Origin of the sequence: Limimaricola cinnabarinus LL-001, assembly GCF_000466965.1 — a bacterium.
GTDB lineage: Bacteria > Pseudomonadota > Alphaproteobacteria > Rhodobacterales > Rhodobacteraceae > Limimaricola > Limimaricola cinnabarinus.
In genome coordinates, this window is record NZ_BATB01000041.1 from 1 (window position 1) to 15,291 (window position 15,291).

17 protein-coding genes and 2 pseudogenes are annotated in these 15,291 nt (G+C 62.6%); 10 read left to right on the forward strand and 9 right to left on the reverse strand.

What is annotated here, in order from left to right; translation table 11 throughout:
* Positions 1 to 100: 100 nt before the first annotated feature.
* From merF to MBELCI_RS12880, 3 genes are read right to left on the reverse strand one after another with little or no spacing between them, the layout of a single operon-like run.
* On the reverse strand, positions 101 to 331 hold the full coding sequence (gene merF / locus MBELCI_RS12870; protein WP_021694670.1) for a mercury resistance system transport protein MerF: 231 nt from the start codon (positions 329 to 331) through the stop codon (positions 101 to 103).
* Entirely contained in the window at positions 328 to 624 is a 297-nt protein-coding gene (locus MBELCI_RS12875) for a heavy-metal-associated domain-containing protein (protein ID WP_021694671.1), read from the reverse strand. The genes merF and MBELCI_RS12875 overlap by 4 nt, the downstream gene beginning before the upstream one ends.
* A 17-nt stretch (positions 625 to 641) precedes the next feature.
* Positions 642 to 1,040 (reverse strand): mercuric transporter MerT family protein, encoded by a 399-nt coding sequence (locus MBELCI_RS12880; protein ID WP_045320146.1) that lies wholly within the window; start codon positions 1,038 to 1,040, stop codon positions 642 to 644.
* Between the two features lie 73 nt (positions 1,041 to 1,113).
* Here MBELCI_RS12880 and MBELCI_RS12885 point away from each other — a divergent pair, with 73 nt between their 5' ends.
* Entirely contained in the window at positions 1,114 to 1,569 is a 456-nt protein-coding gene (locus tag MBELCI_RS12885; protein ID WP_021694673.1) for a MerR family transcriptional regulator, read from the forward strand.
* 79 nt (positions 1,570 to 1,648) lie between these two features.
* Here MBELCI_RS12885 and MBELCI_RS12890 read toward each other — a convergent pair whose 3' ends face one another.
* On the reverse strand, positions 1,649 to 2,410 hold the full coding sequence (locus MBELCI_RS12890; protein ID WP_045320133.1) for an HNH endonuclease family protein: 762 nt from the start codon (positions 2,408 to 2,410) through the stop codon (positions 1,649 to 1,651).
* Between the two features lie 194 nt (positions 2,411 to 2,604).
* Positions 2,605 to 3,933 carry a tyrosine-type recombinase/integrase gene (locus MBELCI_RS12895; protein WP_021694675.1) on the reverse strand — a complete coding sequence of 443 codons (1,329 nt, stop codon included), beginning with the start codon at positions 3,931 to 3,933 and terminating at the stop codon, positions 2,605 to 2,607.
* 58 nt (positions 3,934 to 3,991) lie between these two features.
* On the opposite strand from MBELCI_RS12895, the gene MBELCI_RS12900 reads away from it, so the two are divergent.
* Both MBELCI_RS12900 and MBELCI_RS22955 read left to right on the forward strand, forming a co-directional pair.
* A complete protein-coding gene (locus tag MBELCI_RS12900) occupies positions 3,992 to 4,351 on the forward strand; it encodes a hypothetical protein (protein ID WP_045320134.1) in 360 nt (119 codons plus the stop codon).
* 248 nt (positions 4,352 to 4,599) lie between these two features.
* The gene (locus tag MBELCI_RS22955; protein ID WP_439645928.1) at positions 4,600 to 4,773 is read left to right on the forward strand and encodes a helix-turn-helix domain-containing protein; all 174 of its coding nucleotides are present in this window, start codon (positions 4,600 to 4,602) and stop codon (positions 4,771 to 4,773) included.
* Between the two features lie 345 nt (positions 4,774 to 5,118).
* On the opposite strand, the gene MBELCI_RS19975 is transcribed toward MBELCI_RS22955, so the two are convergent.
* A complete protein-coding gene (locus MBELCI_RS19975) occupies positions 5,119 to 5,901 on the reverse strand; it encodes a GGDEF domain-containing protein (protein WP_158497387.1) in 783 nt (260 codons plus the stop codon).
* 587 nt (positions 5,902 to 6,488) lie between these two features.
* On the opposite strand from MBELCI_RS19975, the gene MBELCI_RS12905 reads away from it, so the two are divergent.
* From MBELCI_RS12905 to MBELCI_RS12935, 7 genes and pseudogenes are all read left to right on the forward strand, one after another.
* Complete coding sequence (locus MBELCI_RS12905) at positions 6,489 to 6,980, forward strand: fasciclin domain-containing protein (RefSeq protein WP_021694678.1); 492 nt, start codon at positions 6,489 to 6,491, stop codon at positions 6,978 to 6,980.
* Positions 6,981 to 7,102: 122 nt separating this feature from the next.
* A pseudogene (gene yghX, locus MBELCI_RS12910) lies at positions 7,103 to 7,992 on the forward strand (YghX family hydrolase).
* A gap of 348 nt (positions 7,993 to 8,340) precedes the next feature.
* Positions 8,341 to 10,551 (forward strand): pyrroloquinoline quinone-dependent dehydrogenase, encoded by a 2,211-nt coding sequence (locus MBELCI_RS12915; protein ID WP_235047641.1) that lies wholly within the window; start codon positions 8,341 to 8,343, stop codon positions 10,549 to 10,551.
* Between the two features lie 332 nt (positions 10,552 to 10,883).
* Positions 10,884 to 11,120: an alpha/beta hydrolase fold domain-containing protein gene (locus MBELCI_RS22620; RefSeq protein WP_369385453.1), complete on the forward strand. Its 237-nt coding sequence runs from the start codon at positions 10,884 to 10,886 to the stop codon at positions 11,118 to 11,120.
* Positions 11,121 to 11,586: 466 nt separating this feature from the next.
* Positions 11,587 to 11,844 (forward strand): ribbon-helix-helix domain-containing protein, encoded by a 258-nt coding sequence (locus MBELCI_RS12925; protein ID WP_021694683.1) that lies wholly within the window; start codon positions 11,587 to 11,589, stop codon positions 11,842 to 11,844.
* The gene (locus tag MBELCI_RS12930) at positions 11,834 to 12,184 is read left to right on the forward strand and encodes a type II toxin-antitoxin system RelE/ParE family toxin (RefSeq protein ID WP_045320136.1); all 351 of its coding nucleotides are present in this window, start codon (positions 11,834 to 11,836) and stop codon (positions 12,182 to 12,184) included. The genes MBELCI_RS12925 and MBELCI_RS12930 overlap by 11 nt, the downstream gene beginning before the upstream one ends.
* A gap of 307 nt (positions 12,185 to 12,491) precedes the next feature.
* Positions 12,492 to 12,716 carry a hypothetical protein gene (locus MBELCI_RS12935; protein WP_021694685.1) on the forward strand — a complete coding sequence of 75 codons (225 nt, stop codon included), beginning with the start codon at positions 12,492 to 12,494 and terminating at the stop codon, positions 12,714 to 12,716.
* Positions 12,717 to 12,837: 121 nt separating this feature from the next.
* Here the strand turns inward: MBELCI_RS12935 and MBELCI_RS19415 are convergent, their stop codons facing one another.
* From MBELCI_RS19415 to MBELCI_RS22625, 3 genes and pseudogenes are all read right to left on the reverse strand, one after another.
* Complete coding sequence (locus MBELCI_RS19415) at positions 12,838 to 13,473, reverse strand: hypothetical protein (RefSeq protein ID WP_052512734.1); 636 nt, start codon at positions 13,471 to 13,473, stop codon at positions 12,838 to 12,840.
* Positions 13,470 to 14,234 carry an Eco57I restriction-modification methylase domain-containing protein gene (locus MBELCI_RS19420; RefSeq protein ID WP_369385454.1) on the reverse strand — a complete coding sequence of 255 codons (765 nt, stop codon included), beginning with the start codon at positions 14,232 to 14,234 and terminating at the stop codon, positions 13,470 to 13,472. Before MBELCI_RS19420 ends, MBELCI_RS19415 begins: the two co-directional genes overlap by 4 nt.
* Positions 14,235 to 14,368: 134 nt before the next feature.
* A pseudogene (locus tag MBELCI_RS22625) lies at positions 14,369 to 14,899 on the reverse strand (N-6 DNA methylase); the annotation flags it as partial.
* Positions 14,900 to 15,291: the final 392 nt, after the last annotated feature.

The window sequence follows — 15,291 nt, forward strand, 5'->3', positions numbered from 1 at the left end:
GCGGTGATGGCAGCCGAGAAGCCGGCCGACCCGGCGCCGATCACGGCGAGGTCGTAGGCGCCGCACTTGGGGGTGCAGCAATCTCTCATGGCAGTCTCTCTCAGTTGGTGCGTTGGCGCCGCCAGAGCGCATAGAGGGTGATGCCGACGAACACCGCAAGCGCTGGCAGCAGAACGATGTCGAGCCAGCCCAGCAGGGCCGACAGCCCGACCGCGCTCAGCAGGACCACCAGGATCGGGGTGAAGCAGCACAGCGCCGCGACGACGGTGCCGATCAGCCCGTATTTCAGCAGGCGGTCGTTCTTGTCGGAGGGCGTCTCGGGCTGGGTCATGACCCGCTCCCGGTGGCGAGCGAGGCCCCGTAACCGACGCCGGTGACAGCGGCGATCAGCGCCTCGGGGTTCGTGACGGCGTCGTCGTAGTGCAAGACATAGAGGCCATCCTCGGCCTCGCCCTCGGCGAATTCCGCGATCTCCACCGTGTCGATGCGCTTGAGTGTGGCGGCGACGATGTAGCTGCATGACGGACAGGTCAGACTCGTGACGTGCAACCGGGTCTCGGCTTCTTCGGCTTGGAGCGCGACCGGTGCGAAGCTGAGCGATGCGGCGAGCAGGAGGTGTTTCATTGGCTGGGGGCTCCGGTTCAGAAGGTCAGGATGCGGGGTGCGACATAGGGGAAAGCGAGGGCCAGCAGCACCACGGCGAGGGCGCCCCAGAGAAGCCCCCGCATCAAGTCTCGATCCACGGGGCGAGCGCAGGCACCGGTGCCGCAGTCTTTGGCGGGCACCGGTCGGTAGGCCTTCCAGAAGCCATAGCTGAGCGCCGCTGCCGCGAAGGAGAAGGTCACCCACTTGTAGGCGTAGAGCGCGGTGAGCTGGCCGATGAAGACGCCGGTAACGCCGAGGCTGACCAGCACCAACGGCAGGATGCAGCAGGAGGTCATCGCCAGCGCGCCGAGCACCCCGGCGCCGGTCGCAGCCCACCCGCTCCTATCGGATCTTTCACCTGTCCGTCGTTCAGTCTCGATCGTCTCCGCTGTCATCGCCTCGCCCCGTTGTCGCTCGATGACCGCCAAGGTAGGGTCTGTAGTAGCTACAGGATCAAGGGGAAATCCGATGCCGGACGATCACGCCGCTGCGAGCGACCTGAAGCGCTCCGATCTCGCCCGACTGACCGGCTGCAACCTCGAGACGATCCGCTACTACGAGAGCGTCGGCCTGATGCCCGATCCGCCGCGCACCTCATCGGGCCATCGTCGCTACGGCTTGGCGCACGTGGAGCGGCTGAATTTCGTGATGCGGGCCCGGGATCTCGGCTTCACCATGGAGGAGATCCGCGGCCTGCTGTCCCTCGTCGATCGCGGCAGCCATACCTGCGCCGAGGTGGAACGGATGGGGCGCCACCATCTCGACGTGGTCCGCGCCAAGATCCGAGACCTTCAGGCGATCGAGGCCATTCTCACACAGACCATCGTGCGCTGCACCGGGTCCGACACTCCTGACTGCCCGTTGCTCGATGTTCTCAATGAGGGGCCGGCTAAGCCTGAACGGGTAGCGAGGGCGTCCAAATAGCTGCCGTTCAGGCGAGGTGCGGCGAAAGGCCGGTATCCGCCCGTTTTGACTGGTCCAAAACCTTGGATCAGAGACCAGCTCAGTTCTCGCACTTCTCTCGAACGAGCCCGTAAATAGCGTCGGCCTCGCCGGGAGGGAACGTAAGGCCATAGGATTCCGAAACCCGGGTAAAGCGGAGGAGATACTGGCAATGGAAACCTGCATCTTCTGGTAGCCATTCGAGCGGGCCCGAGGCCCCTTTCTGCCGGTTCGCCGACGCCTCAACGGCGAACAGGTTCACCGGGTCGTTCGCGAACCGACGCCGCTTTTCCTCCGCCCATGCATTGGCACCATGGCCCCAAGCGTAGGCCAGTGGCACAAGGTGATCGACATCGAGCGCCGCGGCGTCGAGGTGAATCCGCCCCGAATAGGGGTCGTTCCAGCGACCTCGCTCGACACGGCAGCCGTCGCCCGAGTAGCGGATCGGTCCGGTGGATAGCTCGGCCAGAAGCTCATGCCGGGTGTTTTGGCAGTCACCGTCGTCATCGGCCCAGCCACCGAACAGGTCCCGGTCGTAGCTGCCGTTTCCAGCCGAGACGATGACGGCGTTGGCAGTGGGCTGGCTGAGAGCGGGCGCAGAGGACGCGAGCTCGCAGGCACCTTGGCCTTTCTTGGGGTGTCGTCCGCCTGCTTCGAGACAAGCCTGTATGGAGGGGAAGGGATGGAAGTTCTTTGTCCGCGCATAGTAGGCGCCGCCGGGGCAGTGGCAGATCGCCGAGGTCGACATCTTCACCGGATCGGCTGCGCCAAGCGTGGGAATGGCAATGGTGGCGGAGATCGCGATTGCGCGGAGAAAACTCATGCGGCACCTTCTCGAGAGCAGATGCGCCCATGTGCGCATAGCTCGCTCCGGTTGTGTAGGGGGAAATTGCCGCACCTCTTGGGAGCGAAGTAGGGTCGCGCAGTCAAGGCCATACCGTCGTTGGCAGGCGCCCAGTCCTGAAACGGCGCGGCTGATCGCCTTCAGACAAGCACTTCGGATTGAGCCATCTGTTGCTACCGAGTTGACCTGCCCTCAAAGGGATCAGTGACCAGCGCCGAGAACCTGCTGCGGATCATCTCCTCCCGGTATCGCTCGGCGAGATGCCCGTAGGTCGACGCGACCGTTCGCGTATCGGCGTGACCAAGCTGGCGAGCCACGACTTCCAGCGGCACGCCGTGGCAGATGAGGTCGCTGGCATAGGTATGCCGCAGACCATGAAAGACGAAGGTGGAGGGCAGGCCGGCTCGGGCGGCAGCGAGCCGAAATGGTCCAGCGTGCTGGCGTCGCCAGATCCTGCCAGACTCTGAGAGCAGGACATGATCCCGGGGGGCCCTTCCCACGCAGCATTGCTGAAAGAAGGCCATGCCTTCGTCTGGCAGGAAAACGAAACGGGCAGGACTTCGCTTGAAGGCCGGAATGCGCAGGCCGTAGATCTGGTAGGCGACGTCTTCCACACGCAGCTGTCCCAGCTCGCCGATGCGACAGCCGGTATAGAGGGCGGCCATCACCAAGCGCCGCAAGGCCGGCGAGCACTCACCGAGCAGGCGTTGGCATTGAGGGCGGTCGAGGAAGTCCCGGCGGGGCGTGTGGTTCACCGGTAGCCGTCGCAAGCAGCGCCACGTGCGCTCCGCATCCAGATGCCCGTTTTCCCAAGCAAGACGAAGCGCCATGCGCAGGATCGTCACCAGGCTGTTGAAGGTAAGCTTGCGGCGTCGAAGATCCTCCGAGGTAAGATCGCATAGCCGCACCTTCGGCCGCTCGCGCTGGAAGCCGAACTTCGGCGGGCGCTCCAGAACACGATGCGCCAGCCGCCGGAGATGATGAGGAGTGACCGCGTCGGCCGCTACGAACAGCAGTTCGTCCGCCAGATGATGGTTGATGAGTGCCAGCGTGTTGTAGTGCCCGCCCGGCGAATGCGCGATCTTCGTCCAGGCGGTGTAGTCGGCGAGAGCATGGCCAACCGTGTAGAGATCCCCGAGGGGACAGAAGCTGACACCCGTCATCCGCTCAACCGGCCGGGCCGTATGCGCCTTGTTGGCGACGTCAGGGGCAGCGAACCATGCCTCGGCGAGCCTCAGCGCGACCCCAAAACCCATAGCGCCCTGGCCCGCGTCCAAGGCAGGACCGAGAGCTTTCTGCTTGTAGAGTTTGTCCACTGACAGGTAGCGCGCCGTCCAGGTGCAGACTCCGGCATGGGGCCGGTAGATCCCCAGATGCCGGGAGGTGGCGATCGACCACCAGTAGGGCGTTTCCCGGAACGGCAGGGCCGCGATGGCCTGTTGAGCGGCGAAGGGACATGTCCGCTCATGCATCGCATATGGCGGTGGCACCGGCGGCGTCATGGCTGCCTCCATGCGACCGTTAACGGCTCGTTAACAGTTTGCCGCCAAACCGGAGGACATGGGAAGCGTCAGTTCATTCGAGCGATGGAACAGCAAGAGCGCCGTCGTCTACACCGCAGGGCGGGAAGTCCGATACGGCCTGTTCGGCCCGAAGGCGCTGACGCGGCTGGCAGGGCTTCCGCGCTTGCGGTGGATTCGACTGGAAGACATTGCATCCCCGTGGGCCTCGTATCGAAGCATCATGGCCCAAGAGGAGAGGGCGATCGTTGTGATGTCGGATCTGCTGGATCTGCATGGCCGTCGAGTGTTCGATCATGAGATCATCTTGTCGCCCAAGTGCTGCGACCTGTTGATCCTGATCAGCCGCGCACCGACGTCTTTCATCACGGATGTAAAAGCTACGACGACTTGCGGGTGATGTCGTCACGGTAGCGCACGACATAACGATCCCTTGACGCGATGGAGAGAACGTCGGGTCATTGCGTTAACCACGCACGTTCCGTTCGATCATCTCCGATACTACCTTACGTTGAGATGGGTAGCGGCATGATTTCCTGGATCAGGCAGCGACGCAGCGCCCCTCGTGCTCATGAACCTACCGGAACGGACGACATGACCCACCCCATTGACAAGCACGTCGGCAGTCGCATCCGCTACGGCCGCTGGATGAGAGGAAAGTCGCAGCACGACTTGGGGGATGCGGTCGAATGCAGGTTCCAGCAAATACAAAAGTATGAAACCGGGATGAACCGGGTTTCGGCTTCACGGCTCTGGGACATTGCCAAGCGCTCGACCTGCCCATCACCTACTTCTTCGAGGGCCAGGAACAGCCGGGCCTGATGCTATCGACGTTCCCGGATCGCGGTTCGGCCGAATTGCTCCGAATTTGGATGTCCTTGCCAGACAGGCAAAAGCAGGCACTGCTGAGCCTCGCGAAAAGCATGACCGACATGGATAGGTAGCCTTGGATATCTCACAGCCACTTGTCCAAGCCGAAATCGTGGCGTGAAGCCCGACGGGAGTGGAAAAACTTCGGCCTGCTCGGGTTCAACGCAACAGCGCCGCTTCACACACGTCACGGCGGCACATTGCGATGCCGTCAAGTGGGGGGAATCCACGTCATCAGCGGAATTGACTATGAGCCTGGTTCTCTGCAATGGAGTTCATGGCCTTCTTACCGCGAGATTAGAAGGAAATGGGTTCGCAAGCCACGGCACCATTTTCATGGTGTCGTAATTCCTGCTTGTAGAACACTGTCCGTGCCCGTCCCGTGGATTTCGCGCTGTACAGCGCATTGTCGGCATTGCGAATCAGTTCAGTCAGATTTTGACCTGGTAGCGCGATGACGCCCCCCACTGACATCGATAGATCAAAGGATATTGCGTTTCCATCCAGATCTTCTATGTCATTAATATTGATGGGCTGACAGATACGCGTTGACACAGTTAGTGCTGTAGCTTTGTCGGCATTAACCAATAGCACGGCAAATTCTTCTCCTCCCAACCTGCCGACTACGTCTCCAGCACGCGTATTGTCAGTCAAGTGTTTGCCTACACGGCAAAGAGAAAAATCTCCGACAGAATGGCCGTATTCATCATTTACAGCCTTGAAGTGGTCCACATCGATCATCAGGACTGTTGAGCTGGGCTGTTCCGATAGCTTCCTGTGAGAGATTTCCAAAAATGCCTGTCGGTTCGCCAATCCAGTCAGTTGATCTGTCTCGGCTATTTTCTTCAATCTCTCTTTCAATCTACGCTGGACGGCCATCACTCCCATCACGAAGAATCCAAATGGCGCCGCGACAAGTAATGTTATAATTAATTCAATGCTGACGCTTTCTCCTGTTATGCTCTGAGTCGCCCGATCTGCAAAATAGTCGAATGCCGTGAATGAGATAATAAGCGCCAGCACTTTCAGCAGCAGGTCAAAAGTATTTTTTGGCGCAATAACGTCGACTATCTTTTCCATGTAGGCGCCTTGCATTGGATTGAAATACGGAAGAAGTTCTTGAATTTTTGATTTATTCGATATGAAATATGAATTTGATCATTTGGCGCCTCAACAATGGTGCCGATGATGATGCAATAGACTTACGATGTTCGCGAAGCCCGGACGCGCGAGCAGACGGACTATTATATTCTGCTGTCTCCCCGCCGACACATGAAACGATGCTTTGCAGGTCAAGGAACGCATGGACCAAGGCCCTCGTACACAGAAGATCTGACACTCGCGTTGACCCTGAACCGCTGAGGCGCCTCTCTGACCAGATGGCCTTACTCGGTGATCTGCGCGACCGCGTCCCGATTGAACTCCTCAGTGAACCTAATGCCGCTCAGCAGGGCCTCCTTGCCTCAAAATTAGGGAAGTGGCGTTCCTGAACCACCGGGCTATTCACCCGTCCTATGTCGCTGCCCCCCAAACAACCAGTTTGCCCAAAAATGAAGGCTTCCTATGCAATAATGTGATAAGAAGCGACTGCCTGGCGTATCCCTATTGCGATCCGGCGTACTGATTCCTCCCGCATCGCCATTTCGGCGCAGTCACAGGAGCGACCCATGATCCGCAGAACTTTTCTCTCGATCACCGCCGCAACGGTCGTGGCAACCTCGGCCTATGCCGAAAGCCACTCGATGGAGGCCATGGACATCGTCGATACCGCCGCCGGTGCCGAGAACTTCTCGACCCTCGTCGCCGCGGTCGAGGCGGCCGGTCTGGTGGAGACCCTGAAGGGCGAAGGCCCGTTCACCGTCTTCGCGCCGACCGACGAAGCCTTCGCCGCGCTGCCCGAGGGCACCGTTGACGAGCTGCTGATGCCCGAAAATATGGAGCGGCTCACTGCCATTCTGACCTACCACGTCGTGCCCGGCGCGGTGATGTCGGGCGACCTCACCGACGGCATGGAGGCCGAGACGGTCGAAGGCGGCATGGTCACGATTGGCACCGAGGGTGGCGTGACGGTGAACGACGCCAATGTCGTGACCGCTGACATCGAGGCCTCGAACGGTGTGATCCACGCCGTCGACACGGTGCTCATGCCGGACATGTGACATTCCTGCGGGAGGCGGCTTGGACCGCCTCCCGTCGTCCGCTCTGACACGCGCATCCTCGAGGCGGCGATCCTGTCTCTATCCGCGCCAGCCGTTGAACAGGTATTGAAGGGAGGATCACCATGACCCGCATGACCGCCAAGGATTTCGACCAGGATCTGCTCGATCTCTACGACTTCTACGCCCACGGAAAGATCACCAAGCGCGAGTTTCTCGATCGTGCCGGCAAATGGGCTGTGGGCGGGCTGACCGCAGCCGCCTTGCTCAACATACTGAGCCCGAACTACGCGCTGGCCGAGCAGGTCTCGTTCAACGATCCCGACATCACCGCCGAATACATCACTTACCCATCGCCGAACGGGCACGGCGAGGTGCGCGGCTATCTGGTCCGACCGAGCGCCGCCGAGGGCGAACTGCCCGCCGTGCTCGTGGTCCACGAGAACCGTGGCCTGAACCCCTATATCGAGGACGTCGCACGCCGCTTGGCCAAGGCCGGGTTCATGGCCCTCGCGCCCGACGGGTTGTCGAGCGTCGGCGGCTATCCCGGCAATGATGCCGAGGGCCGGGAGCTGCAAAGTTCGGTCGACGGCGAAAAGCTGATGAACGACTTCTTCGCGGGCTTCGAGCACCTGATGGCGCGCGGGGACTCGACCGGCAAGGTTGGCGCGGTCGGGTTCTGCTACGGTGGTGGCGTGTGCAACGCACTGGCCGTGGCTATCCCGAGATGGCGGCGTCGGTGCCATTCTATGGCCGACAACCCGCCGCGGCGGATGTTTCGAAGATCGAGGCGCCGCTGCTGCTGCACTACGCGGCACTCGATGATCGGATCAACGAAGGCTGGCCGACCTACGAGAAAGCCCTGATCGAGAACGAGAAGATCTTCGAGGCCCATATCTACCCGGACGTGAACCATGGGTTTCACAACGATTCCACCCCGCGCTACGACGAGGAGGCTGCTCAGCTGGCCTGGGATCGGACCGTCGCGTGGTTCAACACCTATCTCGCATCTTGAGGAGTCGAGGGCGTTCGACGTCGTCCGGTTGGGATAACCTCAAGCGACCGCTCCTGAAAGGTCAGGAACTCACCTTTACAAGCGCCCGCATATTCCGGTCAGCCGACCTGAAGCGCAGAAGTGTGCTGCGAAGGCCGAGAGTTTCGGATTTCGGCGGACCAAGGTAGAGTTTCAGAGCACCCATTATTGAGATGCGTGAAACGACCAATCTTGATTGTCCATAAAGTGTGATCTCAGAATCTGCGCTTTGTCGGCAAAAGGAACCCGCCATCAAGCCTCGCGTTGGCCTCGGAAATGTGAGGGAACCGTATGACGCATCGAGATCGCCAGCCTGGACTGGGATTGACCTTGATCGGCGCGATCATTGCCTTCGTGGCGGCGCTTGTCGCCTATCTCTGGCAGGACAGCGGCGTGGCAGGCACTGCGGGTGCGGCGCTGGCGCTGGCCGGGACAGTCGCAGTCGCTGCGGCCTCGGCGGCAGCGCTCTTCGTGTTGATGCCGCATGGCCTCAACCTCACACTCAAATGGCTGATCCTGCTCGGGTCCGTCCTGACCGCACTGGCGGGGTACTTCCTGATGCAGGACGTGCTGATGTGGGCGATGGTCGCGGCCTCCGTAGGCGCGGTCTGGAACCTTGTCTCGCGCAAAGGCCGGGAGCGGCGGCGCCCCCTCATGGCGCTCGCACTCTTTGCCCTGCCGCTCTTGCCCGCACCGCAAGCGCAGGCGCAGGACTGGCCCGGTTTTCATGGCGACTTGCAGGCACGCAAGTACAGCCCGCTTGCGCAGATCACGCCGATGAACGTCGACGACCTCGAACCGGTCTGGGAGGTTGAGACCGGCGACGTCTCCGACGGCTCGGGCGACCTGCCGCAGACGGTGTGGTCCGCCACGCCGGTCTATGCCAATGCGACACTCTATCTCGGCACGCCGTTCTACCGCATCCTCGCGCTCGATCCCGCGACGGGCGAGGAGCGCTGGTCCTACGACAGCCGCGCCCGGCTCGAGGCGCTGACCCAGCCTGCGCTCAAGAACCGCGGCGTCACCTACTGGGCCGATCCCGAGGCCACCGGTGTTTGCGCCAAGCGCGTCTATATCGGCACGATGGACGCCAAGCTGCATTCGGTCGACGCAGATACCGGTCAGCCCTGCGAGGATTTCGCGCAAGGTGGCATCCTCGACGTGAACCAATGGAACGACACCAACGACCGCTGGCCGCTGTCTCTGCTCCAACCGCCCGTGGCGCATGAGGGCCGCCTGTTCATCGGCTGGGCAGGCAAGGATTGGGAGAGCGCGCAGGCCCCTCCCGGCACCGTCTTCGCAGTGGACGCGCGCACCGGCGAGCTCGACTGGACCGTGAACTTCATCCCCAAGGAGCTGTGGGACCGCACCGGCACTGCCAATGTCTGGACCCACATGACCGTGGATCCCGAGCGCGACATCCTCTACATGCCGGTCTCCTCGCCCTCGCCCAACTACTATGGCGGCGATCGAACCGAAGAGCTCCCCTTGGCCACCTCCGTCACGGCGGTGAATACCAACACCGGCGAGATCATCTGGTCGCGTCAGCTCGTACATCACGACATCTGGGATTACGACACCGGCGCGGCGCCCGCGCTGGTGGACATCGAACGCGATGGTGAGGTGATCCCGGCGCTCGTCCAGACCTCTAAGCAGGGCATGCTCTACGTCCTTGATCGCGAGACCGGCGAGCCGGTCTTCGGCATGGAGGAGCGGCCCGTGCCTGCTTCGGACCTACCGGGCGAAGTGGCCGCGCCGACGCAGCCCTTCTACGATGTCCCGAAACCCACCAACACCTCCGACACCTGGCCCGGCATCTGGTGGCTCGCTGATCTTGCAAGCTTCGGCTACTGCTCGCGCACGCTTGAGGAGCTACGCTACGAGGGGTTGTTCACGCCCCCCACCGCTGAGGGCAAGGGCACGCTGATGTATCCGGGCACGGCGGGCGGCATGCAGTGGGGCGGCGGTGCGCTCGATCCCGAGACCAACACCTTCTACGTCAACACTCAGAAGGTGGCGCAAATCCTGCGGATGATCCCGCGCGAGGAATACGAGGAGATCGCGGGCGAAAGCGGCGCCGAGCAGGGCTTCTACCCGCAGGAGGGCGTGCCTTACGGCTTCGAGTTGACCAACTTCCTGACGCCCTTGGGTTTGCCATGCTGGAAGCCGCCCTTCGGCACGATCCTTGCCTATGACCTCAACACCGGAGAGCAGCTCTGGGAACGGCCCTTTGGCATGACCCAGCAATGGGGCTTCTACGCACCCGCGAGCTGGGGCAGCCCGACGCTCGGCGGCCCGGCGGTGACAGCGGGCGGGGTGATCTTCATTGGTGCCTCGATGGACGCGCATGTGCGCGCACTTTCGGCTGCGACCGGCGAGGAGTTGTGGAAATGGCAGGTTGAGGCCCCGGCAGTGGCGAACCCGGCCGTCTACGAGCACGAGGGGCGGCAATATGTGAGCTTCGTCGCAGGCGGCAATCCGATCCTCAAGCTGCAGGTGGGTGATCAAGTCATCACGTTCGCACTGCCAGTTGAGGAGTGAGCATTATGATGTCAGAGGCGGCGCTCACCATGCCCACCGATGACATGCAGCCCGTGCTCGACAAAGCTCGGTGCCAAGCCGATCTCGGAGCTGTCGGTCAAGAAAGCCCGCAGCCAGCCTAACCCCCGACGAAGGCAAGGGTCGTTCTCGCTAATCGTCCATTTCCACAGCGGCGGCTGGGTTGGGTGATCGCCGGCATCGACGTCTACGACGCTTCGGCCCGTGCCTTGGCCGCCGGCACGAACGCGGTGATGGTCTTGGCCACCTACCGGTAGGCTCCGGGCGCGATCTTCCCGGCGCAGCACGAGGACGCCAACGCGGCCTATGAATGGATCGTCGAGAACTCGGGCGACTTCAACGCCGATGCCGAGCAGCTCGCCATCACGGGCAAGAGCGCAGACGACAACCTCGCGCTGAACGTGGCGGCCCATGTTCGGGACGCCGGACTGATTCAGCTCGACCAAGTGCTTTCGGTCTACCCGATCGCCAGCGACGACATGCGGACGCCGTCCTACGAGGCCGATGACGCCGCCGATCCTGCACAAGGGGAAGCAACAATTGCAAACTGATGATCGGCTTCAGGCGGGCTCGCTGCTGCCCGCCCCGGCTTGGGCAAAGGCAAGATGCGAAGTGCTATGGCAAAACATGTGAGGAACGTAGTCGAACGCATGGACGGCCTCCTGGTATGACTGCCACACCAATTGCGTGCATCCGCTTCGGTTCCTTAAACCGACCCGCTCTTCTGTTCTGTCAAATTTTACCGGTTGTTTTCAGAGATCCGTATTGGTGCAAATGGCCTTGCTCAGTTCGATAACAAGAACCACGATATCCATCGGAATACTCCTTCCTCCACTCATTTCGCACCGATAATCGCAGGTTTGAGGGAAAGGCAGTTCATCCCATTCCCCCAACGGCTGGGGCTCCCTTTCGGTCTAATGAGAAGTACATCCCCGCACGGATATTCGCTTGAGAAGCCCTCATACTTGATAAGAACCGAGGGCCAAGATATACTACTGAGTAGCAACGGAGGATGTCATGAGCGTGAAGGCGTCAGTTTCACTGACCGAGGCACAGGATGCCTATGCCCGTCAGTTGGTGCAGGAGGGACGCTTTCCCAGTGTCAGCGCCGTCATCCAGCAGGGGCTTGAAATGCTGCGCAAGGAGGGGCAGACCGAAGCCGCGCTGCAAAGTTTGCTGGCTCAGCGTCAGTCCGGGCCGATGTTCGGTCTTGCGGAGGGCCGCCGCCATACCGAGGAGATGATAGCTCGCAAACGGGGTGCACGTGACCTATGAGGTTCGGCGTGCCGCTGCGGTCGATCTCGATCTTGAGCTGATCTTCGACTTTATCGCCAACAGCGCCGAAACGTTGGGTGAGCCCCCCGAGACCGCTTTCGACATGGCGATGCGCCGCGTTCTGGCGATCGAGGCCACGATGGAGGGCTTGGGGCGTACCCCGCATCAGGGGACGCTGGCGCCGCATCTCGGTTCCGGCATTCGGCATGTCACCAAGGATCGCGCCATCCTCTACTTCGACGTCGACGATGAGACCGAAGTTCTCCGCATCCTCGCGGTGTTCTTCGGTGGGCAGGATCACGATACGCGGATACTTTTGAGGCTGCTTTCAGCGAATTAAGCCCCTTTCGGAAGCAATCGTCCTGACTGTGTCTGACTAAACCGTCAAGCGTTAGAAGCCATGAAAACCTAACCGCTTTTCATGGGTATTACCGGGGTCGGTTGGCATGATCGAGCCGAACAACAGCCGCCCTGAGAACCTGCGGCCATGCCAACGAGATTGGATTGGTCGGTAGCGCGGTCAGCGATGATTGACAGGACGTAACGTTCTGAAAAGGCGAGACGTAGCGTCCGAACATCACCGCCATATTCCTGCCATTCGGATTAGTCATGCGACCTGAAAAACATCGAAACCGGAGGCAGACAGAATGTCCATCCTGAGCAAGAAGCACCTTGGCCTGACCCTCATTTCTGTCCTGATCGCGGGCGCAATCGGCGAACTCGGTTTCGCCCGCCATGCTGACGTGGTGCCCCTCGACTCATACGAGATGTTCACCACCGTCGAGATGGAGATTGGCGGGATCGTCTATGATGTGCAGGTGCGGAAAGACACACCGACGATCACACCATCCAGCACCGCCTACTTTTTCTAAATCGCGAGAACATGGATGGATTGTGCGTCTCGGCCTTCGCCTTGGCGCCGCATTCTCGTAGGCGGTGCGGGCTCCGGGTCCAAGTTTCCCAAGCATCGAAGATGCTCGAGGCTGTGAGAATTCAGCCGTGCTCGGCGGTAAAGGCGGTGCTGCCTCGCGCACCTCGTATCCTGGTGGATGGGATCCGGACCGATCTTCCAGTGTCAGGCAACACGACAAGCTGCTCCTTTGGCCCGTCGGCCTTGAGAGGCGCGACGCAGGCCCGGATCCAGGGCAGCCCCGGCGCACACGCCAGGTCAGGGGAGTGGAGGGCCGAGCAGGGCGCCCGGTGCGGCCGGCCTCCGATCCTCACACCACGACAGGGCGGCCCCGCGAGGGGAGAGATGTCCCCGGCATAGAGCCGCCTGCATTCGGCTTCGATTTCGTCGGCCTGGGCACGAGATGCCACGAGGGCCGCAAGCGGCTCCAATGCGGCTGGATCGGGGAGCGGGAGATGGCCAAGCTCGTAGGCCGATACGGCGGTGGAGCCGCTCAGGCAGCGAAAGGCCTCGTTCGCCGCCGCGCTGTTGAGCAGGGCGCAGAGCACCGGAAGCGGCACCGCTGGCCGGTCCCCGGTGGGCTCGAGGATGTTCACGTGGTTCTCGACCGCCACGGCCCCGTGCGGATCCAGCATGTCCGACCCGAGGACCGCGGCGACGAGCCGGCGCGACTGCTCGAGGGCGGTGGTCCGCTGCAGCAGGACGCACGGCTGCGTCACCAGCAGCTTTTCCTTGCCGGCGGCTGGTACCAGGCGCTGCGGCCGCGCTTGGCGAGGGGCCAGTGCAGCCCGGTCGCCGAGATCGCCTCGGGCCAGAGCATCGGCACGGCGCCGGCGGTCCCCGCGCCGCTATCCCGGGTTCGATCGCTGCCATCGGTTGGCCCCGAGCGCACCCGGTAGCCCCAGTCGGCGAGACGGCAGGACATCCCCGTCATGGCGTCCGCGATCTGCGCCTGCGTTCCCCGCCGTGGCAGCCTCCAGGGCGCCTGCGCGTCTGCCGGGAGAGGAAAGCAGCCGATAGGCTCCACGTCGATGATATCGCCCTGCACGTGAAGCGCGCGCATCACGGCGGCCGCGCGCGGGCCTGCGCGGCGGCAGGTGGTCACCACCGTTTCCTGCTGGACGCCGTCGAAGACACCTTTTCGGTCCGTGACGACGTCGATGCACAGCGGCGGGGCCTCCTCGGCGAGGTACTGCCGCAGGCTGCAGAAGTACTGGCCGCCCATGAAGCCGGTGGGGGTGAGCAGGATCAGCACGCCGCCGGGGCGCGCCAACTCGATGGCCCGCTGGAAGAACAGCGCATAGAGGTTGGCACGGCCGCAGACGCTGCGCGCGAACCGGGTCCGGCTCGCGGTGTCGAGCCGAACCTGGCCATAGGGCGGATTGCCGAGCACCAGGTCGAAGTGTCCCTCCTCGCGCCCGGCATCAGGCCGTCGCGTGCATGGATGACGCGGGGCGCAGGCCGCTTGGCGCGTCGGCACCAAGGCAAGAGGCGCATGTCGATCCCCACCTGCGCGAGCCAGGCCGCGACAGGATCGAGATCGACCCCGCGCAGGCGCCGGCCGATCTCGTCGAGCACGTGCTGCGCCTCGTGACCTGCCAGACTGGCCAGCATGCGCTCAAGTGCGGGGTGCAGGAGCGCACCGGCACCGCAGGCGGGATCGATGATTCTGGCCGTATGCCAGTCGGTGCCGACGTCGCTGGCGCGGTTCACCATCAACGCGGCCAGGGCCGGGGGCGTGTAGTAGATGCCCTGCGTCTTGCGGACAGAACGCGGCAGCAACGCGGTGTAAAGCGCCCCGAGCATCCAGATGGCTTGGGAGGCCGGCACTGAGGCCGCCAGCTGCCCGGCCTTCAGGGCAAGGGCGCGGACCGGAAGCGGCATGACCTCTGGCTCTACCGCGGCACAGGGAAACGTCCTGAGCGCCAGGTCGGGCGCGCGCGCGGTCCAGACGGTCCGGGTCGCAAGTTGGGTCACCGAACGGGCAACTTCGATGGCCTCCGCCTCGGACAGGCCGGCAATGATCTGCGCCGCTTCGCGCAGCAGCTGCGGCATCTCGGCCATGAGGGCGGGGTTGAACGACGAGGCGCACTCCGGGCCGAGGTCGGCCGGGGTGTCGGGAGAGAACGTGGCGTGGAGGGTCATCGGGTGTCCTTACGAGCTTCGTAAGGACCAGATCGGTCCGTTTCATTTCGGGCGGAAATCGAAGCGCCCTCTTTCTGGCGCGTCAGGCTGATTGCTCTTCGGACCGCGGCGGACGCCATAAGGACCCGACCGGGACATCGAGATCCGTCCGGATTCCGGTGAGATGGCGTGTGCCGCAAGGTCGATCTCAGCGCGCGGCCCAAGGTCAAGGTGCGGTCGATCCTGCCGATGCGGATGAGCACGTCGTGATCGGCAAACGCTTGTCACGCCTCGCCCGACGGGGGGTCGCGCGGAGGTCGGTGTCCGAGGTCAGCGGTCGCTGTCGCGAGGAGGCGAAGGGCAACGGGAGGAGGTGGTGGAATCGACATCGCACCGATGGCGGCCGAACTATA